At 62.1% G+C, this 25,348-nt stretch carries 22 protein-coding genes, 1 pseudogene and 1 riboswitch; of the genes and pseudogenes, 7 read left to right on the top strand and 16 right to left on the bottom strand.

The window, feature by feature from the left end:
• Nucleotides 1–50 precede the first annotated feature (50 nt).
• Nucleotides 51–1,478 (top strand): bile acid:sodium symporter family protein, encoded by a 1,428-nt coding sequence (locus E3T39_RS07185; RefSeq protein WP_241979574.1) that lies wholly within the window; start codon nucleotides 51–53, stop codon nucleotides 1,476–1,478.
• Nucleotides 1,479–2,085: 607 nt separating this feature from the next.
• On the opposite strand, the gene E3T39_RS07180 is transcribed toward E3T39_RS07185, so the two are convergent.
• The 6 genes and pseudogenes from E3T39_RS07180 to E3T39_RS07150 all read right to left on the bottom strand — a co-directional run bounded on the left by E3T39_RS07180 (nucleotide 2,086) and on the right by E3T39_RS07150 (nucleotide 6,543).
• Nucleotides 2,086–2,850: a 3-oxoacyl-ACP reductase gene (locus E3T39_RS07180; protein ID WP_134514042.1), complete on the bottom strand. Its 765-nt coding sequence runs from the start codon at nucleotides 2,848–2,850 to the stop codon at nucleotides 2,086–2,088.
• Nucleotides 2,851–2,906: 56 nt separating this feature from the next.
• Nucleotides 2,907–3,007, bottom strand: a riboswitch (TPP riboswitch).
• Between the two features lie 297 nt (nucleotides 3,008–3,304).
• The gene (locus tag E3T39_RS07175) at nucleotides 3,305–3,988 is read right to left on the bottom strand and encodes an SDR family NAD(P)-dependent oxidoreductase (RefSeq protein ID WP_338145264.1); all 684 of its coding nucleotides are present in this window, start codon (nucleotides 3,986–3,988) and stop codon (nucleotides 3,305–3,307) included.
• Nucleotides 3,989–4,072: 84 nt separating this feature from the next.
• Nucleotides 4,073–4,339, bottom strand: a pseudogene (locus tag E3T39_RS07170) (NAD-binding protein); the annotation flags it as partial.
• 460 nt (nucleotides 4,340–4,799) lie between these two features.
• The gene (locus tag E3T39_RS07160; protein ID WP_134514041.1) at nucleotides 4,800–5,408 is read right to left on the bottom strand and encodes a hypothetical protein; all 609 of its coding nucleotides are present in this window, start codon (nucleotides 5,406–5,408) and stop codon (nucleotides 4,800–4,802) included.
• The gene (locus tag E3T39_RS07155) at nucleotides 5,395–5,973 is read right to left on the bottom strand and encodes an RNA polymerase sigma factor (RefSeq protein ID WP_134514040.1); all 579 of its coding nucleotides are present in this window, start codon (nucleotides 5,971–5,973) and stop codon (nucleotides 5,395–5,397) included. Before E3T39_RS07155 ends, E3T39_RS07160 begins: the two co-directional genes overlap by 14 nt.
• 264 nt (nucleotides 5,974–6,237) lie before the next feature.
• Nucleotides 6,238–6,543 carry an ArsR/SmtB family transcription factor gene (locus tag E3T39_RS07150; protein WP_134514039.1) on the bottom strand — a complete coding sequence of 102 codons (306 nt, stop codon included), beginning with the start codon at nucleotides 6,541–6,543 and terminating at the stop codon, nucleotides 6,238–6,240.
• Between the two features lie 53 nt (nucleotides 6,544–6,596).
• Here E3T39_RS07150 and E3T39_RS07145 point away from each other — a divergent pair, with 53 nt between their 5' ends.
• Nucleotides 6,597–7,373 (top strand): oxidoreductase, encoded by a 777-nt coding sequence (locus E3T39_RS07145; RefSeq protein ID WP_134514038.1) that lies wholly within the window; start codon nucleotides 6,597–6,599, stop codon nucleotides 7,371–7,373.
• A gap of 126 nt (nucleotides 7,374–7,499) precedes the next feature.
• Here E3T39_RS07145 and E3T39_RS07140 read toward each other — a convergent pair whose 3' ends face one another.
• From E3T39_RS07140 to E3T39_RS07120, 5 genes are all read right to left on the bottom strand, one after another.
• Entirely contained in the window at nucleotides 7,500–8,441 is a 942-nt protein-coding gene (locus E3T39_RS07140; protein WP_134514037.1) for an aldose 1-epimerase family protein, read from the bottom strand.
• Between the two features lie 14 nt (nucleotides 8,442–8,455).
• Nucleotides 8,456–9,460, bottom strand: coding sequence for a glycoside hydrolase family 43 protein (locus E3T39_RS07135; protein ID WP_241979573.1), 1,005 nt, complete (start codon nucleotides 9,458–9,460; stop codon nucleotides 8,456–8,458).
• A gap of 6 nt (nucleotides 9,461–9,466) precedes the next feature.
• A complete protein-coding gene (locus tag E3T39_RS07130) occupies nucleotides 9,467–10,345 on the bottom strand; it encodes a carbohydrate ABC transporter permease (RefSeq protein WP_241979572.1) in 879 nt (292 codons plus the stop codon).
• Complete coding sequence (locus E3T39_RS07125) at nucleotides 10,342–11,265, bottom strand: carbohydrate ABC transporter permease (RefSeq protein ID WP_241979571.1); 924 nt, start codon at nucleotides 11,263–11,265, stop codon at nucleotides 10,342–10,344. The genes E3T39_RS07130 and E3T39_RS07125 overlap by 4 nt, the downstream gene beginning before the upstream one ends.
• Nucleotides 11,266–11,358: 93 nt before the next feature.
• Nucleotides 11,359–12,666 carry an ABC transporter substrate-binding protein gene (locus E3T39_RS07120; RefSeq protein ID WP_134514035.1) on the bottom strand — a complete coding sequence of 436 codons (1,308 nt, stop codon included), beginning with the start codon at nucleotides 12,664–12,666 and terminating at the stop codon, nucleotides 11,359–11,361.
• A gap of 219 nt (nucleotides 12,667–12,885) precedes the next feature.
• Between E3T39_RS07120 and E3T39_RS07115 the strand changes: the two genes are divergently transcribed.
• Entirely contained in the window at nucleotides 12,886–13,899 is a 1,014-nt protein-coding gene (locus tag E3T39_RS07115) for a LacI family DNA-binding transcriptional regulator (protein ID WP_134514034.1), read from the top strand.
• A 55-nt stretch (nucleotides 13,900–13,954) separates the two neighbouring features.
• Nucleotides 13,955–15,790, top strand: a complete 1,836-nt coding sequence (locus E3T39_RS07110; protein WP_134514033.1) for a glycoside hydrolase family 2 protein — start codon at nucleotides 13,955–13,957, stop codon at nucleotides 15,788–15,790.
• Nucleotides 15,791–15,937: 147 nt separating this feature from the next.
• On the opposite strand, the gene E3T39_RS07105 is transcribed toward E3T39_RS07110, so the two are convergent.
• Nucleotides 15,938–17,512 (bottom strand): long-chain-fatty-acid--CoA ligase, encoded by a 1,575-nt coding sequence (locus E3T39_RS07105; protein ID WP_134514032.1) that lies wholly within the window; start codon nucleotides 17,510–17,512, stop codon nucleotides 15,938–15,940.
• A 367-nt stretch (nucleotides 17,513–17,879) separates the two neighbouring features.
• On the bottom strand, nucleotides 17,880–18,455 hold the full coding sequence (locus E3T39_RS07100; RefSeq protein ID WP_134514031.1) for a helix-turn-helix domain-containing protein: 576 nt from the start codon (nucleotides 18,453–18,455) through the stop codon (nucleotides 17,880–17,882).
• Between the two features lie 48 nt (nucleotides 18,456–18,503).
• Between E3T39_RS07100 and E3T39_RS07095 the strand changes: the two genes are divergently transcribed.
• The 3 genes from E3T39_RS07095 to E3T39_RS07085 all read left to right on the top strand — a co-directional run bounded on the left by E3T39_RS07095 (nucleotide 18,504) and on the right by E3T39_RS07085 (nucleotide 21,226).
• Nucleotides 18,504–19,454 carry a class I SAM-dependent methyltransferase gene (locus E3T39_RS07095; protein WP_166784076.1) on the top strand — a complete coding sequence of 317 codons (951 nt, stop codon included), beginning with the start codon at nucleotides 18,504–18,506 and terminating at the stop codon, nucleotides 19,452–19,454.
• Nucleotides 19,451–20,425 carry an NAD(P)/FAD-dependent oxidoreductase gene (locus E3T39_RS07090; RefSeq protein ID WP_134514029.1) on the top strand — a complete coding sequence of 325 codons (975 nt, stop codon included), beginning with the start codon at nucleotides 19,451–19,453 and terminating at the stop codon, nucleotides 20,423–20,425. The genes E3T39_RS07095 and E3T39_RS07090 overlap by 4 nt, the downstream gene beginning before the upstream one ends.
• An 87-nt stretch (nucleotides 20,426–20,512) precedes the next feature.
• Nucleotides 20,513–21,226: a GAF and ANTAR domain-containing protein gene (locus tag E3T39_RS07085; protein ID WP_134514028.1), complete on the top strand. Its 714-nt coding sequence runs from the start codon at nucleotides 20,513–20,515 to the stop codon at nucleotides 21,224–21,226.
• A 339-nt stretch (nucleotides 21,227–21,565) separates the two neighbouring features.
• On the opposite strand, the gene E3T39_RS16150 is transcribed toward E3T39_RS07085, so the two are convergent.
• The 3 genes from E3T39_RS16150 to cmk all read right to left on the bottom strand — a co-directional run bounded on the left by E3T39_RS16150 (nucleotide 21,566) and on the right by cmk (nucleotide 25,347).
• On the bottom strand, nucleotides 21,566–22,792 hold the full coding sequence (locus tag E3T39_RS16150; protein WP_166784075.1) for a right-handed parallel beta-helix repeat-containing protein: 1,227 nt from the start codon (nucleotides 22,790–22,792) through the stop codon (nucleotides 21,566–21,568).
• Nucleotides 22,793–23,150: 358 nt separating this feature from the next.
• Nucleotides 23,151–24,662: a ribosome biogenesis GTPase Der gene (gene der, locus E3T39_RS07070; protein ID WP_105034556.1), complete on the bottom strand. Its 1,512-nt coding sequence runs from the start codon at nucleotides 24,660–24,662 to the stop codon at nucleotides 23,151–23,153.
• Complete coding sequence (gene cmk / locus E3T39_RS07065) at nucleotides 24,655–25,347, bottom strand: (d)CMP kinase (protein WP_134514025.1); 693 nt, start codon at nucleotides 25,345–25,347, stop codon at nucleotides 24,655–24,657. Before cmk ends, der begins: the two co-directional genes overlap by 8 nt.
• Between the last annotated feature and the right edge of the window lies 1 nt (nucleotide 25,348).

Raw genomic sequence — 25,348 nt, 5'->3', positions numbered from 1 at the left:
TCACTCGACCCTATCGTTATGACACAAATTTGGCCTACTGTTCACTCGATGTGCACACACCCGCAGCAGGGTATGCAGCTATCGCCGTGCACCGCGCCGCAAGGCGGGCCGAACGCGCCGCCCAAGCAGCCCTGAATGACTTTTCCGCTCGCGATGACTCCCGGCTCCGTCCCTACGTGCATGCCACGACCGACGACGTCTGGATCAACCTCGACCCGGTCGTCTCGATCGAGGAACAGCTCGACAGCAACGCCTTCGCTAACGCTGTGCGAGAGGGAATCACGCCGGAAGAGCACTATCTATGTGTGGAGCTGACCACCTCGAACGGGAGCACACACCTAGTCTCGCTCGGCGTGTACCCGAACCAGGCCGGCGTGAGGTTGCGCAGGGGGCATCTTTGTCGTCTTGAAACCGGTCAGAATCGTGGGCAAACTGTTCGCGCGTTCCTGTTTACCATCGCACCTGCCGGCCATGAGGTTTCTGCCCATTGTGGGTATTGTTTCATCATGGACCGCATCAGAACTGTCAGCGCATTCGTCGGGCGTTGGTTCGCCGTTATTGTTTTGGCTGCGGGAGCGTTGGCGCTTGCTGTCCCCGACGCATTTTCCGGCCTGACCGTGGCGATCCCATGGCTACTTGCCGTGATCATGCTGGGAATGGGTATGACGCTGCGCCCGGTTGACTTCGCGATTATTGCCAGGCGGCCGTGGGCGCTTCTGCTGGGCGTTGCGGCCCAGTTCTTCGTGATGCCGTTGCTCGGCTTCGGGATTGCCGTCGCGCTGGGGCTTTCGCCCATGCTGACGGCCGGCATGATTTTGGTTGGTTCTGTGCCCGGAGGTACAGCGTCCAACGTGATGGTCTACCTCTCTAAGGGCGATACCGCGTTGTCTGTGGCGATGACGTCCGTCTCGACTTTGCTGGCCCCCGTGCTGACGCCGCTGCTCGTGCTGGTGCTCGTCGGAGAGTCCCTGCCCGTTAATGCTGGCGCTTTGTTCGTGTCGATTGTGCAGATCGTGCTGGTTCCGGTAGTGATCGGGCTCGTGCTGCGCATGATCGTGCCGCGCCTGGTGGAGCGTTTTCTCGATGTTTTGCCTCTGCTGTCGGTAGCCGGCATCACCGTCGTGGTTGCGGCCGTCATCGCCGCGAGTGCCTCCACGCTGTTGTCGATTGGCGTGCTCGTGGTCGTCGCCGTGATCCTGCACAACTCCCTCGGACTGACGCTTGGGTACTACATTGGGCGTCTGTTCGGGCTTCCGGTCGCCAGTCGCCGAGCTCTCAGCTTCGAGGTGGGCATGCAGAACTCCGGCCTGGCTGCCGCCCTAGCCGTGGCGCATTTCAACCCGGTAGCCGCGCTGCCAGCGGCAATTTTCTCGGTCTGGCATAACGTATCGGGTTCGGTGCTCGCCAGCTACTGGGCGCGTAAGGATCTACCGTCCGATGAGGTTTCCGAATCCTTGCCGGTTACCGCCCGCGCCTAACCGGGGTCTGGCCAGTAATGGAACGGTGGTCGCAGCTTCACGCATTTGGCGAGATGTAAACCGAATCTACCGATAGGTACACAAGCTGGCGGCGACGACAGCAATTGCGGTCGCCATGGCCGTTATCCAGGTCGGCACAAGATCGTCAGGAACGCTGTCTCAGCGGAGATCCACGTGCTCACACGGTAACCGGAGCGCATCGTGCTGGTGCGCCATCGATATTCAGTTCCATGTGTCGAGGAGTGTATCCTGGCTCGCCGGGAGGCTGCTCGTCACCACGTCACCCGCCCACCAGCCAGCCAGCCCGCCAGCCCGCGCATCAGGATCGCGGTCAACCTCGCAGACTTCCGGCCGTCGCCGCCCCGGTCTCACCATTAGCAAGTCGGTCACTCCCCCGGGGGTTGAGTACCCGCCGCCGACAGAGTTTGACGAGGTGTGGTCAGCATCGAAGGACGTTGCGAAGGGTGCAGCCGGCGCGTCGAATGCCCCCGCGAGCACATGGGCCACGCCACTGGCAACGAGATCGCTGTCGAACGGTCCGGGTGGGACCGCGAACCGGGCACCGGCGGGAACTGGTGTGGGTGCACCAGGCCTGGCCGGCGCTGCCCTAGTTCATTACCAGGCCGCCGTCGACGACCAGGTTCTGCCCGGTGACCGACCGCGCCCAGGGGGAGGCAAAAAAGAGTACCGCATCCGCAAATTCGGCCGGGGTTGTCACTCTGCGTAGCGGGGTGGAGGCGGCGATGAAGTCGAACACGTCCTCGGGGGTAGCCGCGCTGGCATCCGTGGTGCGCAGCAGCCCGCCGGAGACCATGTTTACGGCGATGTTGTGCGGGCCGAGGTCTGAGGCGAGGGTGCGGGTCAGGGAGAGCAGGGCGGCCTTGGCGGCCGTGTAGTCGTGGTAGGGCACCACCGGGTTCTGAAACAGGTTGGTACCGATGTTGATGATGCGGCCAAACCCGACCTCGCGCATGCCTGCCAGCGCCTGCTGGGTTGTGTTCAGGGCGCCACGGACGCTGCCCGAGAATTGCGCCTGGAATTCGTCCCAGCCGATGTCGGCAGCGCCGGAGCGGGCGTCGCCGTTGAAGCTGAAATCGACCAACGCGTTATTGACCACCGTTGTCACGCTGGAGCCGAAATGTGCCTGCGCCTGCGTGAGTATTGCGGCGACCTGGGTCGGGTCGGTGACGTCGGCCTGTACGGCAAGAGCGTGTTCAGGCCCATAGCCGGAAGCCAAGGTTTCCGCTGCTGCGGCGCTGTTGCGATAGTTGATGACCACCCGAGCGCCCTGAGCCGCGAAAGCGTGCACGATGCTTTCACCCAGGCCGCGTGCGCCGCCAGTGACCAAGACAATCTGTTCTGCTATTTGCATGATTTTCTTCACCTTGGGTAAGGCGAAAGGACGAGATCCGGCACCAAAGCAGTGCACGTAATTCTCCGTGACATCCCTTCGCTAGTTCGAACTAGATCAGGTTCAACGGGTGTCATCTCAGCCGACCGTCATGCAGTCGGCACCCCGTGTCGCTGAAAACGAGTATACGCAACCGCCTGGTACCGGAAAATTCGCGTCCTGAACTTATAACCAACCGGGCTGGTCGGCTGTGTCGTCGCGGAGCTCAGCATCAACTCCGCGTTTGACGGTCTGGCCCGGCCGCGTGCCCTGCACGCCACCGACGTCTTGTGCGGTGACCCCGATCGTGGTGGCAGGATCGCCTGGAACGGCACCGGTGAGGTCGCCTGCAATCTGATTCTGCGACCGCCCGAACCGATCGACGTATCGGCTACCTGTGCCGGCTCTGGCGGGTCCTGACAGTGAACGACGCTTTCTAGTCAGCGCTGATCTGGTGGCGGAAGCGATCGCGACGGCTGTGGAGGTTCCAGAGGTGCTCAGCGAGCACTGACGGGTCCTTCTCGGGGTCGCCGGCGATGATGCGGCCGCCGATGATGAGCTGGGAGACCTGGATTCCTTCTTCTCCGAGGGCCTCGTTGAGCAGCTGCGCGTAGGCGGCCTGTCCAGCGAATGCGATTGACGTGCCGGTGACATTGCGGCCCGGGGTCACGGCGGATCCGCCGTTGACGAAGAGGATGGTGCCGCGGTTAGCGCCGAGGAAACGCATGCCGGGGAGGACCTGATGCACAGCGGCGACGGGTCCGTAGATGGAGAACTCGATTGGGCCAACGAGGTCGGCGGGAGTGGTCTCCAGAACCGGGCGCATGAAGTCCTTCTGCGGCAACGGGCTGTATTGCAGTACCTCGATCGGGCCGAGAGTTTCTGCGACCTGTTCGAGAGTGCGGGTGATGGAGGCCGGATCGCGCACGTCGGCGACGAAGCCGTGTGCTGTGATGCCCTCGGCCAGCAGTTCGGCGGCGAGGGCATCTACGCGTCCCTGGTGGCGGGCGATGAGCGCGACGGTGAAGCCTTCGGCCCCGAATCGCCGCGCGACGGCGGCCCCGAGTCCTGAGCCAGCTCCGATGATTGCGATAGTAGTCATAGCTGGTACAAGGGCCATGCTGTCCGAGAAATTCCGATACCCGCGATGTGAGCTCCCGTGAGTGACGAGCCGTGGATTGGTAAGCCGCTCCGCTGCGTCCGGGCTTGGCCTGGTGGGTACCGGGCCGGGAACGGGGCAGTTGGTGGTCAGTGCCCAGCATTGACCGGATGCCGTGGACGCGACATCGAAGAGCGCTTGGTGGGTGAGGCCCAGTTTTTCACCGAGCACGAATGCTTCGCTGACGGCGATCATCGAGATGCCGAGGATCATGTTGTTGCAGATCTTTGCGGCTTGTCCGGCGCTCGGGTCGCCGCAGTGCACGATGCGCGCCCCCATCGTGGCAAGAATTGGTTCGGCGATCGCAAAGTCCGCCGCCGACGCCAGGCCGCGCGTCGAAGCAGTCCTCTCGCCGCTTGCAGCTCGGTCTCCATGTCGGCGAGGGTGAACAGCAGGAACTGTTGTTCGACGAGGAGCTAACCTTCATCGGGCACATAAAGACAAGATCGACGACGAGGTCCATGTAGTGCCAGAACTCGCGATGGTCGGCGTAAAACGATGTCGGGTGGGTAGACCGCGCTTATTGGTGCAGAGGCAGCCTGAACCTGAAAAATTATGCACCAGGTGATTCTCGCTGTGGCGGGCGACGCTCGCGACAAGAAGTTATGGCCATGGTTGCTGTTCAGGATCAAGCAAACGCCCATCATGTACCCACCTGAATCGACCCGGAGCGATTTCTCGTTCAACCGGATGCTGTGTGAGCCTCTCCCCACCGTCTGACGCCGATGGGACGATTCCACGCACCGTTCCCGACCGCTCTCGCAGCCCCGGATCAGCCCGGGAACGCTGCGTCGTACACCGCGCGAAGTTCGGCACTGTCGGCCCCGGTCACGCCGCAACCGGTGATCGTTCCCTCGACGGCGGCGACGAGGTAGGTCTGGCCGACCTCGAAGGGAACGCCCGAGAAGTCGGAGGACGTCGCGTCGACCTGCGCCACCTCCACGCGGTCGGCGACGTCGCCGACGAAGCGCTCCGTGACCTCCAGCAAAACGGTGTCGCCCTGGATCTGCAGCACCGTCGCGGCGAACGCCTGCTCCTGCGCCGCGACGGTCGCCGGCTCGAGCACGAGGCAACTGCCACTCGCGAGGCCTCCGCCCATGGAAGGCTGCAGCGACTCGACAGTGGGTTCCGGGCCACCGAGAACGAGGGGCACGACGATCACAGCGGCGATAGCGAGGCCGGCGGCAACGCCGACCACCGGCATCCACCGCCGGAACGCGCGTCGCGGCGCCTGGGGGGTGACGGATGTGGTGGTAGCGGTCTGGTCGGTCATGATCTGCTCCATTCTGTGGTCGAGCCACGTCGGCGAGGCAGGGGGCAGCGCGCGGGCCGGATCGGCGGCGCGCAGCTGGTCGCGCAGCGCACGGTCATCGTCGTGCATCTTCGCTCCCTTCGTCATAAGTCATATGTCCGGTCGGGCTGCCGAATTTCAGTAGCTCCTGCTTGAGGCGCGCCTTCGCACGGTGCAGGCGGATCGCCGCTGCGTTCGCGCTGATGCCGAGCACAACGGCAAGCTGCGGGCTCGTCAACTCGTCCCACGCCCACAGCCGCAGGATCTCGGCGTCGTTTCGACGCAGGCCGGCCAGGGCGGTGGTCACTCGGTCCGCTTCGGCGGTGCCATCGACGGCGCCATCGACGGTGGATGCCGCGGGGTTCTCGTCCGCAGTGGCCGACGGCGGATCGATGGCAATAATGCGGCCGATGAGCCGGGTGCGGCGACGCTCGGCGCGGCGGGCGTTGCTGAGGCACTGTCGAGCGACGACGATCGCCCACGGGAGTGCGTCGTCGGGCACCTCGTCGAGGCGGCGCCAGCACACCAGCAGGGTGTCGCCGATTACATCGTCGGCCGTCGCGGGGTCGGTGCGGCGGTGCAGGTAGCGGCGCACCGGGTCGGCGATGAGCACGACGAGGTCGCGCATCCGTTTCTCGCGCGCTGTGTCCGTCACAACTCTCATACTGACGCATGTCCGGCAGGAGCGCGGGGATTTCATGCGAGCTGATCTCGCACCGTTCTACCCTGTCGGATTGCTGCCCGGATGGACTTTCGACAAGATGTCTTTGGTGGAGGAGGGCCGCGCCCGCGCGAACGGCGTCCACGGATCTCCGGCGAGTTCCGGCGGTCTCATTGGACGCTGGGGGTTCGGTGGCTTCGCTTGGCGGCTCCCCGGTGCCTCACCGATCAAGCACGTACCCAGTGCTCGGGGGAACGACTACCGGTCGTTACGAAGACGTAGGACCGTCTCGAGCAGACCTGGAAAGCAGTTTTCGAAGTCCGGCCGTAGGGACACATAGCAGCGAGTGCCGGCGGGTCGGCTCTGGACAATGCCTGCCTCACGGAGGGTTTTCATGTGGTGGCTCAACGTCGAAGCCGATACTGGGACGTCGAAATCCGCCTGAAGATGTTCCTCCCGATCGGCGAGGACTCTGACGACGCTGAGGCGCACCGGATCACCCAGGGCGGACAGCGCGCTCTCAAGGGACACCGTGTCTAATTCGGGGTGAACGATTTGACGCATTCTCCGATTCTAGCAATGATTGATGTTCGACGAACATCAATCATTGGACGCTTATGAGCATCGACCCCACCGAATTTTCCGGCCGCACAACCCTCGTGACAGGCGGTTCGCGCGGTCTGGGAGCCGCGATCGCGTCTCGGCTCGCTGCCGGCGGCGCCGACGTCTGGATCGCCTCCCGGACCGCTCCGAACGAATCCGAGGTCGGGGTGCGTTGGCTCGCGGCCGATCTCGGCACCGCAGAAGGAGTCTCCGCACTCGCCCGGCGGCTTGCGGATAGCGAGATCGAGGTTGACCTTTTGGTCGACAACGCCGGTGCGGCATCCAGCGCTCGCGACACCTTAGACACCCCCGACGAGGCGTGGTCGAAAGACCTGGAGTTGAACCTGCTCGCAGCGGTGCGCCTCGACCGGGAAATCGTTCCCGGCATGGTCGCCCGCGGCCGAGGGGTTGTCGTGCACATTTCTTCGATCGCGAGCCACTATCCCCAGCCACAGCAGTCGTCGTACTCCGCGTCCAAAGCGGCAATGAACTCCTACAGCCGCACTCTCGCCGCCGAAGTCGGGCCAAAGGGCGTACGGGTGGTCAACGTCTTGCCCGGATTCATCGCCACGGCCGGCGCCATCGCGCACCACAGCACGATGGCCGCCGAACGAGGCATCTCCCTCGAGCAGATGCAGCGCGAGCTCGCCCTTGCTCTGAAGGTCCCCATGGCGAAGCCCGGATCCGCCGGCGACGCGGCCGAGCTGGTCGCGTTCCTCGCATCCGATCGAGCGAAGTGGATCACCGGAGCAGAGTTCCGAGTGGACGGCGGCATCATTCCCACCGTCTGATTTTGGGGCGGAGCCGGGAGTCCTCCTGCCCGTCACTCGACCACAATGCCACGGTGCGTTTCTGCCGAGTCAGGAACTGCTTTCGCACCCTCTTACGGACGAGATCGTCGACCCGGCGTCAGCCAACTAGTCGATGGCTCGAATTGTCCAGGAGGCGCCTGCCGAGCCGCCTGGCTCAAGGACGTTCAGGTTCACCCCGGAGTTGAAGGCATCCGGCGGACAGGTCATTGGTTCGACGGCTAGTCCGATTCTGTCAATGGCGGGTGTGGGTTGGTCAGCGGTGTGCACTTGAACCCAGGGACATTCGCCATCCCAGCTCAGCGCCACTCCACTGCCCGCGCTCGTCGTGACTCGAACTGTGGCGTTACCTTCCTCGTCCCGGTCCAAGCTAGTGAAGGCATGGTCGATGAAGGTGTCATTGATAGTTCGTGGCGCGCGAAAATCAAAGGCGGCGAGATCATTTTCGTTGACGTCGCGAAGGTGAAGGGGAATGAGACGGTCGGGAGTCACGGTCAGTATTTGCCTGGCGGGGAGTTCGAGCGTCCAGTCGTTGACACGGCCGTCGCCCGCGACAAGGTAGGGGTGCGGAGCGATACCAAACGGGGCAGCAGTTGGGCCGGCATTCGCTGCCGTCACTGTCGTTCGAAGGCCTCCGGCGTCAAGCGCAAAAGCTACCTCTAGTGTCACCCGGTGAGAGTATCCAGGTTGCGCTTCGATAGCTGCTCCGAGAACCAGCCGACGGGTCGTCTGCCTCACCACAGCAAAGTCCAGCCATGCCACGAGTCCATGGAGAGCGTGTCCCCTCAGCGGTTCGGTAATGCTCAGCTGTTGCTCAACGCCACCGAATGAGTACCTTCCATCAACGACTCGGTTCGGCCACGGTGCCAGCACTGCGCCGCGAAAGAACGGTCGCACTTGGTCGGCATCGAACGGCACGATGAGGTTCCGCCCGTGGTACTGGAGCGATCGAATGCTCGCCCCGATGCTCGCGATCGAGGCGGTGTATCCGTTAGCTTCGAGAACGAATTGTGTTCCCGACAGCGGCCTGAGCGATACAGAGTTTTCCATGGGGCGCCATTCAGTTAGCGTTGGATTGCTTGGTTGGGGATCACGATCCGGGGAATGTCGGCATCCCAATCTGCCTCAGCAACGTGCAATGCGCGATATGTGTAGTCCTTGTCCCACGCATGGAAAACGATGTAGTCCTTGCCACCCACATCCATGACCAAGTCTTGGCCACCGGGCCCGCGATATAGACCGCCCGAAGTGTCGGTCGAGAGGATCGGACCAACTTCCTTCGTCCACGGGCCGTCGATTGAGGCAGCCGTTGCCGCACCGACGGCGTATTGGTCACCTCCGTAGGAATTCGCGGAGTAGAGCATCACAAGTCCTGACCCTCGAGCCACAATGGTCGGAGCTTCGATAAGGGCGCCCTCCCAATCTTCGGTTTGCCTGAGGATCCTGATGGGGTCCCCCGTGATGCTGCGTCCGTCGGGCGAGAGCGTAGCCGCCTGAATCCAAGTATCGAGTTCGCAACAGTTCCCGTCATTTTTCCAGACGAGGTACAGGACGTCGTCGATGACGACGGTGCTCGCATCGATTGCACCGCCCTGGTCTTCGGAACACACGATCATGGCGTCGCCCTGAACGGTGAACGGTCCGGCCGGTTCGGTGGCAGTAGCAACCCCGATGCACTGCAGTGTTGGCGCAAAATTCGTCGCCGTGAAGTACATAACGAAGGAATTGTCGGTGAGCCTCGTTACTTCGGGTGCCCAGGTCTTCCCCGGAATGATCCAGCTCGGCAGCTCCGGCAACGCGTCGGGAAGGACCTCCCAATCGAGAAGATCGGTGGAGGAAGCGACCTGCACGTTGCGGTTGTTGTCGTTGGTGGCATACGCAAAGTACGTGCCGTCCACCTTCATCACGTCGGGGTCAGCAAAATTCACGTTGAGAACTGGGGCACCTGCTTCTGCGGCGAGCGCCGTGGGCGCCGATTGCTCTGCGGCCGCCGTGCAGCCGGTCACCACGAGGGCGGTCATCATTGCTGCCGACACCGAGGCAAACGCTGCGCGGCGAGCCGACTTCATCGGGTGCTATCCCTTAACGCCGGAGCGAGAAACGCCCTCAATGATGAAGCGCTGGAGAAAGATGAACAGCGCGAGCACCGGCACGCTCGCGACGACCGCGCCGGCCATCAGCAGGTCATAGCGCACGGCATTTGCGGATTGAAGCGTGGACAGGCCAGCGGGCAGGGTTTGTACCTCCGGGCTGAACAAGACGTAGACGGGCCAGAGAAAGTCATTCCAGTTGCCGAGGAAGGCGAGCAACGCGAGTGTTGCGAGAGCTGGTTTGGCGAGCGGCAGAACTACTTGCGTGAAGATCACGAATCGGTTCGCCCCATCGAGCCGGGCAGCCTCCTCCAACTCCACGGGCAGACCCACGAAGAACTGTCGCATGAAGAACACTCCAAAAGCGGATGCAGCCGTTGGGATGATGATCGCGACGAGGGAGTTGAGCCACCCCAGTTCACTCACGATGAGGTAATTGGGAATCACCAGAATCACCGGCGGCACCAGCAAAGTCGCGACGATGATAACGAAGACGAAATTCTTGCCGCGAAATTGCATACGCGCGAGCGGATACGCCGCGAGTGACGCTGTGATGACGACCAGCGTGGCATTCAGGGCGGCTGCAACCATACTGTTTGCGAACCATTGCAGCACCGGAGTCGCGGTCCCGGGAGCCAGGATAGACGCGAACGCTTGCAGAGAAATCGGATTGGGGATCCACGACGGTGGAATAGCAGTCGCGTCGGCCCGGGTCTTGAGGCTGGTCACGATCATGAAGACGATCGGGCTGATGAACGCGATTGCGATTGCGCCGAGAACGACGACTCGAGCGATACTGCCACTCCGCTGGCGTGCACGGCGTGTTCGGGATCCCGCACGGACCGTCGTCGTGAAACCGCTCACGAGCGCACCTCCTTCTCGAGCTTCCTGGGCTGTTTCTCGCGAAAAATATAGAAGACAAAGGCACTGATCGCCATGAGGAAGACGGTGAGCACGTAACTCATCGCTGCTGCGCTGCCCATCTGAAAGTTGCGCAGGCCTGTGTCGGCGATCTGATAAATGGCCGTGCGCGTTTCACGCCCGGGGCCGCCCTGGGTCATGAGATATGACTGACCAAACATGTTGGCGGACGCGAGGAGGGTGATGATCGTAATAAACGACAGGATGGGCCTGAGCCCCGGAATCGTCACGTGCAGAAACTGCATCCACGGTCCGGCCCCATCAACGCGCGCGGCTTCATAGAGCTCGACCGGGATGTCCTGAAGGCCGGCCAGGTAGATGACGGCATTGAATCCGAGCGTCCACCAGACAGTCACTCCCACGAGCGCGACCCAGGCCGCGGGCGTCGTTGTTGTCCACGCCGTGTCGTCCGGGAGTCCGAGAAGTCCCAGATAGTGGTTCACGAGTCCAATATTGTTATCGAGCAGGTATCGCCAGAGTACCGAGATGACGGCGACGCCGAGCACGTAGGGGGCGAAGTAGATGGCTCGGAGAAAGTCTCGTCCGGGAAACTTCTTGCTCATGAGCAACGCAACGGCGAGTGGGACGATCAGGAGCAGCGGCACGCTGAGTACCGTGAAGATTGCGGTGGCCCGCATAGATCCCCAGAACGGGCCAGAAACCGTCGATCCGGGCGAGAACAAGGCGGCGTAGTTGTCGAGGCCGACAAAGGGTTTGTTCGGCAGCGTGTAGTCCCAGGAATGAAGACTGATCCACACCCCGAGAACTGCCGGAAGGACGACGAAGCTGCCAAACAGCAGCAGATAGGGCGCGAGAAAAAGCCAGGGCGTTGCTATCCCCTGTTGCCGATTGCCCGCTCGCACCCCACGATTTTTCTGCGACTCCGGTTGAGAAGCCGAGGGGCGGCGCGCCCTCCCCGCAGGAAGTGCGCGCTCACCTACCTTCGTCGACATTCGTCAGCCCCCGAACGAGGCTTTGTTGTCGTCCATGAGTTGCGTCGCAGAGTCGGCGGCTTTTTTGAGCGCCTCACTCGGCGTTGTCGCTCCCTGAACCCCGTCGGCGACGGCGATTTCGAGGGTCTCAGCCTGCACTCCGCCGATCCCAGGAATGGGCGGCAAAAAACGCATCGAATCGATCGTCCCCGCGATTACTTCCTGCGGGAGCCCCTCGAGGGCGCCCGCATCGCGCACTGACTGACGAGCGGGGATCATGCCCGAGCCTGCCCACTCAGCCGACTGCTCGCTCATCCAGGCGATGAATACCTTCGACGCGTCAACCTTGTTCTGGTCGGCTGTGCTTTGGCGCGGGAGGAAGAAGTTGTGGGAGTTGGCCCAAACAGCGTCTGTTTCGCCGATTGTGGGAATCGGGGCGACCGCGTACGGAAGACCGGACTGGGCGAGATCGTTGATCTGCCAGATGCCGTCCCAGGTAATCGAGGTCTCACCGTTCTTGAAAGCGACGTATTGAGAGTCGATGGCGACGTCACTCGGGCTATAGCCGTCGTCCACCATAGAGCGCTGCCATTCAAGTGCCTCAACCCCGGCCGCTGAATCAAACGTTGCTCCGTCGTCGCCATACGGTTCACCGCCGTTCTGCCAGAGCAAGGAGAGATTCATGAGGTGGCTTGGCCACCGCGTCGGCATCCAGAAGGGAGTTTCAAAGCCAGCTGCCTGGAGCTTGTCGAGCGCATCTTGGAAGGAAGCCGCGTCGGTCGGGGCCTCCGTGATCCCCGCAGCGGCGAAATGTTCGGTGTTGTAGTACATGGCGAGGGAATGCACGTCGAGCGGGATGCCGTATCGGGCATCCTTATAGACGCCGGCATCCCACACTTCCTCGGTGAAGTCATCCGACGTCAGACCCAACTCCTCGGCGAGATCGTCGATGGGTACTATGACGTTTCGCGCGGCATTGGTCGCTAGTTGGTCCAGGTGCATCACGCCGACGTCCGGGCCCTCTCCCGCGGTCACCGCGGCGGGAAGGCGCTGGTAGAAGTCAACCCATTGCATCGTGTTTGAGACAACCTTGATGTTGTCGTGCTCCGCGTTGAACTCGGAGACCATCGTCTCCATGAACGGGCCATCACCGCCGGTGAATCCGTTCCAGTAGGACAGCTCGACTTCGGGTCCGGTGTATTCACCGGTGAAGGGCGCACTCACCGTCTGCCCGGTCTCACCCGCAGAGCATCCGGCAAGTACCAGCATGAATGCGGCACCAAGTGCGGTGGCTGTAATCGCTCGCCGCCCCAAGAAGTCTTTCTGCTTCATGATCGTTCGTCCTCCTCATCGAAAACATCGCTCCGCGACCCGTGCGCAAAGCCGGCCACATTCTTCCCGCACGTAACGGTGCGGCAAACGAGTGCCTTCCGATAATGTACAGCGCTGGAAAGAGATTTGTCTACACCTGGCAAATCCCACGTATAGGGCGTTTCCAGCGCCAGCCGCAGTCGCCCTAGGATGGACCGGACCGAACTGGACGGAATAGACATGGCACGGGTTCGACTAATTGACGTTGCAGAACTTGCGGGCGTGTCCATGAAGACCGTCTCGAACGTCGTCCACAGCTACCCCCACGTGGCCCCCGCCCTTCGCAAGAAGGTGCAAGCAGCCATCGACCAGCTCGGATATCGCCCCAACCTGACGGCACGGCGTCTGGCTACCGGAAAAACCGGGATGATCGCCCTGGCCATCCCGGAGATCGACCATCCGTACTTTTCAGAGCTTTCCCGTCATATGGCCGAGGAAGCGACTCGGCGGGGATACCGCGTCATCATCGAGCAGACTTTGAGCGATCCTGATTTGGAACGAGCGGTACTCAGCGATCGCGAAGCCGGGCTGGTTGACGGCGTGATCTTTCACCCCGTCCGCATGGAAACGCTCGACATTGCCAAGCTCGATGCTGGCACTCCCCTGGTTCTACTCGGCGAGGCCGCAATGCCAGTCATGACCGACCACGTGATGATCGACAACGTCGCGGCCGCTCTCGATGCTACGCGGCATCTCCTGGCGAGCGGATGCCGCCGGATCGCTTTTCTCGGAGTCATCGCGGCCGACATCACTGGTTCGACGAAGCAGCGTCTTCTTGGCTACCAACAGGGCCTGTTGGAGGCAAACGTTCCATTGGATCCTGAGCTCGTATTCACCGCGCAGGAATTCACGGCGGAAGCCGGCCTCCGTTCAGTCACTGAAGCAATCGAACGCGGGATGCGTTTCGACGGCGTGGTCTGCCGCGACGACCGGTTCGCGATCGGCGCGCTGAAGGCCCTGCATGACTCCGGGCGATCGGTACCCGAAGATGTAGCCGTGGTCGGCTGGGACAACACCTTCCTGGCTGCATACACGTCCCCGACGCTCACCTCGGTGGCGCCGAAGAAGACCGCACTGGTCGCGGCTGCCTTCGATCTTCTCGAGGAGCGGATTGCTGGATACCGGGGCGTCGGCCGACACGTGATCGTGGGGCATTCGCTCGAGCTGCGCGAGAGTGCGCCACGCACTCCCTAGCGATTCCAACCGCGCAAAACTTTACAGCGCTGTAATTTGGCGGCATGATTGCGGTATGTCGCGTCCTCTCTCCATTTCTGCCAGTGCCCAGGGTGGCGTGTACCCCCGCCCCCAACTCGTCCGCCCGAATTGGCACGACCTCGCCGGCGAGTGGGCATTTGAACACGACGACCACGACACCGGCAGGAGCGAGCGTTGGTTCGCAAACGCTTCGCAGCTGAGCCGGGTCATCACCGTTCCGTTCCCTCCCGAGTCGGAGATGTCGGGAATCAGCGACCCCGGCTTTCACCCGGTCGTCTGGTACTCACGCGTCATCAGCTCAGAAGACGTGGCCGCGAGCGGTCGATCTTTAGAACGTGACCGGGTGATATTGCATTTTGGAGCGGTCGACTACCGCGCATCTGTCTGGATCGATGGCCAGTTCATTGGGTCACACGAGGGCGGCCAGACGCCGTTCTCGTTTGACGTTACCGAAGCACTGACGCTCCACACGGACTGCGTGCTCGTGGTTCGTGCCGAGGACGACCCCCACGATGTCGCTCAGCCGCGCGGCAAACAGGATTGGCTTGAAGAACCGCACGTGATTTGGTACCACCGTACGACCGGCATTTGGCAACCGGTCTGGCTCGAGTCCGTGCCAGATCAGCGCATCGCGGCACTGAATTGGACCCCGAATGCGCAGGCGGGGAACGTTGAGATCGAGGTGGACCTGACCCGGCGACCGGCGACCGGCGTAACGGTGCAGGTTGAATTGTCCATCGCCGGCGAAATCCTTGCCAGGCAGTCCTTCTTGACCCTGGAACCGCGATCTCTGGCAACCATTCAGATTGCGCGACAGTCGAACGGTCAGGCCTTCGAGACTCTGTTGTGGTCGCCGGAAAACCCGCGGCTTATCGACGCGCATGTCTCAATCATTGCCGACGACGGGAGCGTTCTCGACGATTCTTATTCGTATTTTGGGTTACGCAGCGTCAGCGTCGCGGGCGGTAGGTTCCTACTCAACGACCGACCCTATTTTGTGCGATCGGTGCTCGAGCAGGGCTACTGGCCACAATCGCACCTCGCTGCCCCTTCAGCCGAAGCCCTGCGCGCCGAGGTGGAGCTCATCAAGGCCCTCGGGTTCAACGCAGCACGAATTCACGAAAAGGTCGAGGATCCCCGATTTCTTTATTGGGCGGATCGGCTCGGACTCCTCATTTGGGGTGAAATGGGGAGCACCTACGAATTCTCTTCAGAGGCAGTGTCGCGAGTCACCCGCGAATGGACGGATGTCGTGCGCCGTGACCGATCGCATCCGTCCATAGTCACGTGGGTTCCCCTCAATGAGAGTTGGGGCGTTCAACAGATCGCTCACGACGACGCGCAGATGAACTTCGCCCAGTCGCTCTACCACCTGACTCGATCGCTCGATCCGAGCCGTCCCGTCATCTCCAATGACGGCTGGGAACACGCCACTTCTGACATCCTCACGATCCATGACTACGCCGGTACGGCCGAACAGCTCGATGCCAGCTACAGGGACATCGACGCCATCCGTGCCCTCGTTGCGGGAATTGGCCCAGCCGGCCGCCGCCTACAGCTCATCCCCCGGGAGGTCGATGGTCAGTCGATTATGGTCACCGAATTCGGCGGGGTCAGCTTCGCGCCCGACGCTGCCGGTGACTCCTGGGGTTATACAACAGCAACGAGCCATGAGGACTTCGAAAGTCGAGTGTCAGGTCTCGTGGGCAGCCTTCGGGACAACCCATTGCTCTCCGGCTTTTGCTACACCCAGCTGACGGACACAATGCAGGAGACCAACGGGCTGACCGACGCGAACCGGCAGCCCAAACTACCGATCGCCGTCATCCGCAACATTGTGTCCGGGGAAGGCGTACCACTCTCCGAGTGACGACCGTCGCTGCTCATCCCATTTTTGACGCGACTCTCCCACCTGCTGACGAGAATGGAGTCCCGCGGCTATCTCAAGCGCGAAAAGCAAGAACCCGCTCCGGCTTCTCCGAGCGGCATCGGTTAGTCGGCTACGACGGAGAAAATATCAGGCGTTCAGGGGCAGCCCTTCCGCGAACCGAGCGGAGAGTTCTCGCTTCAGAACCTTGCCGCTGGCGTTCAACGGGAACGCGTCGACGAACTCGACCGACCTTGGGTACTTGTAGAGTGCGATGCGCTCTTTGGCATACTCGATGATGTCCTCGGCGGTGACGGTAGCACCGTGCACGCGGATGACAACTGCCGCCACTTCCTGACCGTGGATCTCGTCGGGAATCCCGAAGACCGCGACGGCCACGATCTCAGGATGCCGGGAGAGTACTTCTTCGACCTCCCGCGGGTACACGTTGTATCCATTGCGGATAATCAAATCCTTTTTTCGATCCAGGATCCGGATGTAGTCGTCGTGATCCTTGATTCCGAGATCGCCGGTCCGAAACCATCCGTCGACAATTGCGGCATCCGTCGCCTCAGGGCGATTGAGGTAGCCCTTCATGATGTTGTGCCCGCGAATAACGAGTTCGCCGAGCTCGCCGCGAGGCAGTAGCTCGATGGCCTCTTCCAAGTCCGAGCGTGCGATCTCAACGTCGACGCCCCAGATCGGCGTTCCGATCGACCCCGGATGCGGCGCGGTGCCAACGTGGTTGAAGGTCGCGACCGGTGACGTCTCGGTGAGTCCGTATCCCTCGTGGATGTCGACGTCGAAGACGTCCTTGAAACGTTCGATGATTGCTTGCGGAATGGATGCACCCCCGGAGACGGCATAGCGCATCCGTCGCGGACGCTCCTGGTTGCGCGTCGCCGCATCGAGCAGGGCGATGTACATGGTCGGTACGCCGAAGAATACGTCGATCTCGTGCTTATTCAGGAGTGCGAGTGCCGTGTCTCCGTCGAACTTTGGCACGAGCACGATGGTGGCGCCGGTTCGCAAACCCGCGTTCAGAACGCAGGTCTGTCCGAACGTGTGGAAAAGAGGCAGAGTGCCAAGGATGGTGTCGCCCGCGCGCAGGTCAAAGGTTGAGACGAGGAGCGCGTTGACCTGTTCGACGAGCGAGAAATGGCTACCTTCCGCTCCTTTGGGCGTGCCGGTAGTCCCGCTCGTGTAGAGGATGGTTGCGGTGTCGCCCGGGTCAGTCGGGGTGACACCGTCGATGGGACTCGCCTCTGCCGCGACGTCTTCGAGCCGAAGCTGGGTCCCGTTGCCTTTCGCCTCAGCGACCGATAGCACGGGAACACCGGCCTGGGCTGCGCCGCGAGCGCCCGCAGCGAGAAGTCCCGCGTGGATGACAATGGTATGAGCACCGCTGTCCCTCAGCACGTACTCGATCTCGTCGGCGCTGAGGAGCGCGTGGATCGGTACGACTGTCGCACCGATGGCGAGGATGGCGTAGTAGGCGCGGGGAAAGTCGGCAACGTTGGGGATAAGAATAGCCACCCGATCGCCCCGGCCGACGCCCTGCGATCGAAGCCCTCCCGCGTAGGCGCGAATCTGGTCCCACAGCTCGGCATAGCTCACCTTCTCGTCGCCGACGATCAGAGCGATCTTGCCGCCCTGGCGGCGTGCGGACTCAGAGACGATAGTGGCGACGGAGATCGTCGCGTGGTTCGATGCGGTCGATGACATGGCTGCAACTCCTTTGTTGTGTCATGGAATGGCTCTTTGATGCGTGACACGGAGTGTCAGGTGCCAGCATTCAGTTTCCGAGTTCTCGCGCCGTGTGTCAAGCCTCTTCCTCGGACAGTCATCCCGATAGGCGTCCGTTTGACACGGAGTCCCATGACATGGCACGCATAGGCGTCCGGGGAGCACGCGCATTCTGACAAACGATGATCAGAGTTGATGATTTTATCGACAGCACCACTAGCTGCCTGCATAGTCATAGGGTCAATCCGACCTTATCTCGACGGTTTCAGCCGCTATCGCCAGACGACCACTTGAGATTGGACCCACCTGCGCATGCCCGATTCGCTGCCAAAGCGCACCGTCACCTTTATTTGGGATGTCGGTGGCCGGGCAGGTGGGCTCGCTCCCCGTCGTGATCAAAGATCGTGAGTAGTTCCACGGGTCCCTCGTACGCCTCGATGGCGTGCGGGGTCATCGTGGAGAACTCGGCTGCCTGCCCCTCCCGAACGAGGATCGTTCGCTCCCCCAGTCGTAGCTGGACGGTACCGCTGAGCACCGTGAACCACTCGTACCCTGGGTGTATCTGCGACTCACTCACTACGCGGTCAGACGTGTATCGCATCTTGGCGATCGTGACGCCGCGCCGGTCGCGTTCGCGTGAGAGCAGCCACACCGTCGAGCCGATGCCCATCTCGGGCTCGGGGCGAATGACGACGTCATCGTCACCCGCTGGCTCGACGAGCTGATCCAGGGTCGTGCCCAACGCCTGAGCTATGGGCACGAGTTGGTCCAGGGCAATGCGTCGATGCCCCGTCTCAATGCGACTCAGGGTCGACGGAGATAGATAGCAGCGGGTAGCCAGAGTGTCGAGCGTCCAGCCCCGCGCGAGGCGCAGGCTTCGGATACGTTGCCGAACCACGTCATCGATCACTTCTTGCGTCATACGCAAGAGCTTATGCTATTAATGCATTTTGCACGTAGGGTTGTCCCTATGACGCATACTCACAGTGCCCAGAATTTTTCTCACCACGACCGGCCCGGCCACGGCCCCGCCCCGGAGAACGATTCCGTCCTGCCGGAGTTGCTCGATCTCGATGCGGCGCTGGGCGCCCCCGTCCTGGCCGCGGCGCTCGACGCCGCTTACACAGCGCTCAACGCCGCACCCCGCAGCATCGTCGATCTTGGCGCCGGAACGGGAACTGGATCTATCGCACTGGCGACTCGCTTCCCTGACGCACGGGTTCATAGCCTCGATGCCTCGGTCCAGATGTTGGAACGACTTGCTGTCACGGCGGCGACGACAGGAGTCGCCGATCGGGTGGAGACGCATCTCGTCGACCTCGACGGTGACTGGCCCGATGTCGTACCCCGCGGCGTGGACCTCGCCTGGGCTGCCCTGTCGCTCCACCACGTCACAGATCCCGCCCGGGTGCTGCGGCAGGTATTCGACGTACTGCGTCCCGGCGGAGTACTGATCGTTACCGAATTCACCGACGTGACGACCTACGACCCCGCAGACCTCGGAACGGGGCGCGATGGCCTCGGCGACCGTGTCGTCAGCGCACTTGCCGCGCACGGATATCCCGTCACTGCTGAGTGGATGACCGCCCTCACCGCCGCTGGTTTTGCCCCGGTCCAACGCACTGCCGCCGCACTCACCGCATCGGCGCAGACTTCGGATGGTGCGCGCTACCTCGAGTTGAATCTGACACGGAATCGGGAGTTCCTCCGGGAAGACCTGGACGGCGATGACCTCGCGGCGCTCGACGCTGCGACTGCAGCGCTGAAAGCGGGAACGTCTTACGTTCGAGTCGCATCTGGTCGAGCGTTCTGGTCGGCAGTCCGGCCAGACAATGTCGACCCACTGGCCGCTGCCGCGACGGACAGCACCAACGCCATCGAGGACAAGCAGCGGGAGACCGAGACCGAGGCGCGGCGATGACCGCCGCGCTGCAGGCCGACGTGGTAGTCGTCGGGGCCGGCCCCGCTGGTCTGGCATCCGCCATCGCCCTCGCCCGCTCTCGCCGTGACGTCATCGTCGTAGACGCCGGCACGCCACGCAACGCCCCAGCCGATGGCGCACATAATGTCCTCGGCCAGGAAGGCGTCGCCCCCTTGGAGTTGCTCGCGCGCGGGCGCTCTGAGGCCCAGGCCTACGGCGTTCGGATCGTGCCTGGAAAAGCGACCGGTGCCTCCGGCATGGTCGACGACTTCACCATCGAAGTGGACAGCGGAGCCGTTTGCGTCCGCGCGCGTCGGGTGATCCTTGCCACCGGGCTCAAGGACGACTTGCCCGCCGTGCCGGGCATTGCCGAAGCGTGGGGCCACAGCGTGCTGCACTGCCCGTTTTGCCACGGTTGGGAGGTGCGCGACCAACGCATCGCCGTTCTCGGCCGCAACGAGAACGCGTTGCACCAGGTCATGCTGTTTCGCCAGCTCAGTGACAACGTCACGCTCTTCCTGCACGACGCTCCAGAACCAACCGACGAGCAATGGGAACAGCTCGCGGCGCTGGGAGTATGTGTCGTGACTCCGCGAGTTGAGCGCCTGGTTGTTAATGGCACACAAGTTCGAGCCGTTGAAATCACGGGCGGGCGATCATTCGACATGGACGCCGTCGTCGTCGCGCCGCGATTCGTCGCGCAAACCGCACTGTATGAAGCGCTTGGGGGCGCGCTAACGACGACACCATACGGCGAGCAGATCACAGCTGATGCGCGCGGTACAACGGCCGTACCCGGCGTCTGGGCCGCTGGGAACGCTACGGACCTATCCGGGATGATCGCCAGCTCAGCCGCCTCAGGGGTTATGGCGGGCGCCGCGGTACACGGCGACCTCTCCATCGCCGACCTCGCGCACGCTGTGCAGGAGCGTCGCAATTTACTGCCTGCCGCTACGGGAACAAGCAATTAGCAGCCGCGACAGTCGCCTACCTTCCAAAACACTGAGATTCGGGCGGAGCCCGTGACCAAGTATCGGATGAAGTCCAGAATGGCAGGCATGACGAACTTGTCTCGCGCCTCGCTGGTAAGCGGCGCATTTGTGCAACTGGCTGATGCTCTGGTGGGAGAGTACGATTCCGCTGATCTCCTGCGTACTTTGGTCGATCAGTGTGTTGTATTGCTCGACGCCACAGCAGCGGGCCTCCTACTGGCGGACCAACATGGCATTCTTCAGGTCATCGCCTCCACGAGCGAAGAAAGTCGCCGAGTCGAAGTCCTGCAACACCAGGCCGGAGCCGGTCCGTGCGTTGACGCCTATCGATCCGGCACGGTAGTCACGCTGAGCGATATTGCAGCGGACGGTAACGACTATCCCGATTTTCAGGCGGCGGCACTGGCCCAAGGTTTTCTATCCGTACATGCCATTCCGATGCGCTTTCGTCCAAATACAATCGGCGCACTGAATCTGTTTCGAAATCGGAAAGGCGCCTTGAGTGATGAGGATGCTGTCATCGGGCAGGCGCTGGCCGACGTGGCAACCATCACTCTCCTGCACGAACGCACAGCTCGAAAAAACGCGACGGTGAATGCTCAACTTCAGCACGCACTGAACAGCCGAGTTTTTATCGAGCAGGCAAAAGGTGTCATTGCGGCACGCAACAACATCAATATGGATGAGGCTTTTAAACGTCTCCGCGCGCACGCCCGTTCGCGTCAAGAGCCCATGCACAGAAGTGCCGCTGACGTCATCAACAATCTCGTACTGATCTAGGCTAAGCATCCCTACGGCGCCAGCAGAGCCGGCGGCCAAAAAACACCATCATTCGCGAGGACCTACTCTTGTCCAAGGATCTCCTCAGGCCGGGTAGTGAGCGGCCGAGCACACTGTCCAAAATATCCGCAGCAGCTCAGAGGCCAAGTACCTCAGAGCAAGTCCGCCGTCTTTCTCAGGTCCACCCCTCGTTCAGGGATAGATGACACGCTCGAAATCGGTACAAATAGCGGCCGGACCTGCGATAGCAGGCCCAGCCGCATCCATTTGAGGGATTTCGAGTTCAAGCATCACAACGCTGTAGCTGACACGGATCCATCGCCATGACAGCGATCAGGACTACCCCTTTTTGATCGTGACGAGAGTGTCGTCGGGTACGTAGTAGTTGCTCGCAAAGTCAATCTTCGTGGTCGTCGGGGCGATCACTGCGCAGTTGGCGAGGCGAGAATCACGACCAAAACTGTTGTCGGTAATGGCCGCTCCCATGATCGGGCCGTAGGACTTTTCCGCGATGTTCACGGTGCAGGCTCCACCATTAGCGAAATTGTCGCTGAAAGTGAAGTTGGAAACCGGTCCCCGGTCCTGCGTGATCTGCACGGCAGCGCTGTGTGAATCGGTGAGTCGGTTGCCGGTTACGGTCACGTTGTTTCCAGCTTGAATCTGTATGCCATCGTCGTGACTGGGCGAACCGCCCTGATTCGGGTCATTGAGGTAATGCATGTGGTCGTGGATCCAGGAGTCCTGCAGGCTCACATTACTTCCCGTGATGTGAATGCCATCGATGACGTTATTGATGTCCAAGCGCGTTGCCGTGAAGTTATAGCCGTAGATCCCATTGGCGTCGGGCGAAGCGGAGCTCGGGGACAGTTCGGTGTCGGTAACGACCAAGTTCCGGTGCCCGCCGAGGTTATTGATTAGCGCTCCTGGACCGTTCATGGTGCGACCCCGAATGATGGAATTCTTGATGGTTACATCGGGGGCGCTGATCTTGATCAGGCCGCGAACATCGAGGCCACTCAGCACGGTGCCCGGCTTGGTCACGTTGATGTCACCGTTGTGCACGGTCAAAGCAGTTCCGGATGGAACTCCCGTGTTGGAGGCGCCGGGCGTCCCACTCGTCACTGGAGCGGGCTCCGGGGTGGGAGCCGGTGCTGGTGTCAGTGTCAGTGTCGGCGCAGGTGCCGCCACTGGTGCGGGCTCCGGTGTCGGCGCAGGACTGCTTTCGGCGCGCTCAAAACCGTCGACCGAAAGGTTGAGCTTGACGTCGGCGACGCTACTGACAGCGGTGACCGTGCCGTCCATCTCCGGAGTCACTGGAACCGATATGGTCTTGGTTTTGCTGGTACCAGCCGGCGCGGTAAACGAGTACGTTTTCGAGCCCTTGGGACCAACTGCAATTTTTACCTGAGTTCGGGCTGCGACCTCAGAGGTGAAGAACTCTATTTCGACGGACTTCAGGCCCGACGGCACTGTGCCCAAGTCGGTGGTGACTTTTTCGCGCTCTGGAATCACGATCGAGGCGCTCAGCGTGTCGGCGCTGCTGGAACCAGCGTAAGCCGGACTCACGGCGAGGCCTGAAAGGGCGACGACGGAAACCGCCAAAGCCGAAAGAGCGGCCTTCCGTGGGGCCGTGCGCGGCGTGCGGTTAAAGACAGCCCGGGTGGTACGAGTTGAATTTTTATTCGATAGCGGTGTGCGGGTATTTCTCAAGGCCATTGTTTATTTACGTATATTCTCTGTCGCGCACACGTCGGGGGCGTGCAGGTGATCGGCCGTAGGGGGCCAAATGTACCCAATGAGCATTACCCACTTAGGGTGCGCACGCAAATCGACTGAACTCGTTTCGCAGCCGCGACGGGCACTCCGCGCTCAAAAAAGCGGCCGGACCTGCGTTAACAGGGCCGGCCGCTTGGAATCTGGGAATCTAGCGTTTGCGCTTCTCGCGTACGCGCATGCTGAGGTTGATCGGGCTGCCTTCGAAGCCGTAGATCTCGCGCAGGCGTCGCTGGATGTAGCGGCGGTAGCCCGGGTCGAGGAATCCGGTGGTGAACACCACAAACGTCGGCGGGCGGCTCGAGGCCTGGGTGCCGAACAAAATTCGAGGCTGCTTGCCGCTGCGCACGGGGTGCGGATGGGCGGCAGCGAGCTCGGCCAGGAAGGCGTTGAACTTGCCCGTGGCGATGCGAGTGTCCCACGATTCGAGCGCGAGCTCGAGCGCTGGAACCAGCTTTTCCATGTGGCGACCGGTTTTGGCCGAGATGTTCACACGCGGGGCCCAGGCCACGTGCGCCAAGTCCTGCTCGATCTCTCGCTCAAGGTAGCGGCGGCGGTCGTCGTCGATCTGGTCCCACTTGTTGAAGGCGAGCACGAGTGCGCGGCCCGACTCGATGACGAGGTCAATGACGCGAATATCCTGCTCGCTGATGACCTCGGTCACGTCGAGCAGAACAACGGCAACCTCGGCCTTTTCGAGAGCGGCGCTGGTGCGCAGGGAGGCGTAGAAGTCAGCGCCCTGCGAGAGATGCACACGACGGCGAATGCCGGCGGTGTCGACGAAACGCCAGACTTTACCGCCGAGTTCAACCTGCTCGTCAACCGGGTCGCGGGTCGTGCCGGCGAGCTCGTTGACGACAACCCGCTCCTCCCCCACAACCTTGTTGAGCAAGCTGGACTTGCCGACGTTCGGGCGGCCGAGGATGGCCACGCGGCGCGGGCCGCCGACCTCCTGCTTGGCGACATTGGAAATTTCGGGCAGCACAAGCAGAATCGCGTCGAGCAGGTCGGCAACACCACGACCGTGCAGGGCGGAGACCGGCCACGGCTGGCCGAGGCCGAGCGACCACAGACTGGCCGCTTCGGGCTCCTGGCGCACGTCGTCGACCTTGTTGGCAACCAAAAAGACCGGCTTGCCACTCTTGCGCAGCATGCGTACGACGGCCTCGTCGGTCGAAGTTGGGCCCACGTTGGAGTCGACGACAAACATGACCAGGTCGGACAGGTCAATGGCGATCTCGGCTTGGGCTGCGACGGACGCGTCGATGCCCTTGGCGTCCGGCTCCCAGCCACCGGTATCGACCAGGCTGAACTTGCGTTCGTTCCAGTCTCCCTTGTACGCGACGCGGTCACGCGTCACGCCGGGTGTGTCCTCGACGACGGCCTCACGACGGCCGAGAATACGGTTGACCAACGCCGACTTGCCCACGTTCGGACGACCGACAATGGCGATCACCGGAACGGCAGGCAGGTACTGGATCGCGTCGGGGTCGTCGGTGACGGCCTGCAGTACGTCGAGGTCTTCCTCGTCGAGGTCGTAGTTGTCGAGGTCCGTGCGCAGCGCGGCGGAACGCCGGGTGGCCAGTTCCTCATCGAGGTTGGCGAGTCGTTCGGCCAGCTCGGTGTCGAGCGCTGTGCTCGTGTCGTCGTATTCGTTACTCATTCAAAGCCCGCTTCGTGCATGTGTGGTAGACGTCGATGACCGCTTCAATGGTCTGCTCGAAGTCGAGATGGGTGGAGTCGACGGTTATGACACCGTCTGCAGCGCTCATGAAATCGACAACCTGTGAGTCAGCGCGATCGCGTGATCGTAGCTGTTCTGCCACGGTTTCAGCCGATTGGGTCGTTATTTCCGCAGAGCGTCTAGTCATTCTAGCCTCTTCGGTAGCCGTGAGTAGAATGCGCACCTCCGCCTCCGGGGCGACGATGGTCGTGATGTCGCGTCCTTCGATGATGACGCCGGGCCGATCCACGTTCTCGGCGATGCTGCGAAACAGTTCGGTGAGCGCGCCCCGCACCGCGGGAACGCGGGCGACAGCGCTGACCGCTGCACTGACCTCCGGTGAGCGGATGGCGTCGGTCACGTCGGTCTGCCCCACCGTGACGAAGTATTCGTCTGGGTCGGTACCGATCGAATAATCGAAGTCTTTGAGGAGCGCGGTGATGGCATCCGCTTGGGTGTTGTCTGTCTTGCGCTCAAGCGCCAACCAGGCCAGCGCGCGGTAGGCGGCGCCGGTGTCGAGGTAGGCGAAACCGAGGCGGCGTGCGGCGGCACGGCTCACGCTCGACTTGCCGCTGCCGGCCGGCCCATCGATGGCGACGAGGGTGGGGAGGGTGTGACGTGCCATG

The sequence above is a fragment of the Cryobacterium suzukii genome (assembly GCF_004403185.1).
In the GTDB taxonomy this organism is placed as follows: Bacteria; Actinomycetota; Actinomycetes; order Actinomycetales; family Microbacteriaceae; genus Cryobacterium; species Cryobacterium suzukii.
This window is presented reverse-complemented; position numbering and strand designations above follow the sequence as displayed.

Excerpts from the sequence above, each read along its gene's own strand:
- E3T39_RS07160 (WP_134514041.1), bottom strand. The coding sequence starts at position 5,408 with ATGCACGACGATGACCGTGCGCTGCGCGACCAGCTGCGCGCCGCCGAT.
- E3T39_RS07090 (WP_134514029.1), top strand. The coding sequence starts at position 19,451 with ATGACCGCCGCGCTGCAGGCCGACGTGGTAGTCGTCGGGGCCGGCCCC.
- E3T39_RS07085 (WP_134514028.1), top strand. The coding sequence starts at position 20,513 with ATGACGAACTTGTCTCGCGCCTCGCTGGTAAGCGGCGCATTTGTGCAA.
- E3T39_RS07135 (WP_241979573.1), bottom strand. The coding sequence starts at position 9,460 with ATGAAGTCGGCTCGCCGCGCAGCGTTTGCCTCGGTGTCGGCAGCAATG.
- E3T39_RS07110 (WP_134514033.1), top strand. The coding sequence starts at position 13,955 with ATGTCGCGTCCTCTCTCCATTTCTGCCAGTGCCCAGGGTGGCGTGTAC.
- E3T39_RS07145 (WP_134514038.1), top strand. The coding sequence starts at position 6,597 with ATGAGCATCGACCCCACCGAATTTTCCGGCCGCACAACCCTCGTGACA.
- E3T39_RS07120 (WP_134514035.1), bottom strand. The coding sequence starts at position 12,666 with ATGAAGCAGAAAGACTTCTTGGGGCGGCGAGCGATTACAGCCACCGCA.
- E3T39_RS07175 (WP_338145264.1), bottom strand. The coding sequence starts at position 3,988 with ATGGCCCTTGTACCAGCTATGACTACTATCGCAATCATCGGAGCTGGC.
- der (WP_105034556.1), bottom strand. The coding sequence starts at position 24,662 with ATGAGTAACGAATACGACGACACGAGCACAGCGCTCGACACCGAGCTG.
- E3T39_RS07095 (WP_166784076.1), top strand. The coding sequence starts at position 18,504 with ATGACGCATACTCACAGTGCCCAGAATTTTTCTCACCACGACCGGCCC.
- E3T39_RS07140 (WP_134514037.1), bottom strand. The coding sequence starts at position 8,441 with ATGGAAAACTCTGTATCGCTCAGGCCGCTGTCGGGAACACAATTCGTT.
- E3T39_RS07180 (WP_134514042.1), bottom strand. The coding sequence starts at position 2,850 with ATGCAAATAGCAGAACAGATTGTCTTGGTCACTGGCGGCGCACGCGGC.
- cmk (WP_134514025.1), bottom strand. The coding sequence starts at position 25,347 with ATGGCACGTCACACCCTCCCCACCCTCGTCGCCATCGATGGGCCGGCC.
- E3T39_RS07105 (WP_134514032.1), bottom strand. The coding sequence starts at position 17,512 with ATGTCATCGACCGCATCGAACCACGCGACGATCTCCGTCGCCACTATC.
- E3T39_RS07150 (WP_134514039.1), bottom strand. The coding sequence starts at position 6,543 with ATGCGTCAAATCGTTCACCCCGAATTAGACACGGTGTCCCTTGAGAGC.
- E3T39_RS07100 (WP_134514031.1), bottom strand. The coding sequence starts at position 18,455 with ATGACGCAAGAAGTGATCGATGACGTGGTTCGGCAACGTATCCGAAGC.
- E3T39_RS07115 (WP_134514034.1), top strand. The coding sequence starts at position 12,886 with ATGGCACGGGTTCGACTAATTGACGTTGCAGAACTTGCGGGCGTGTCC.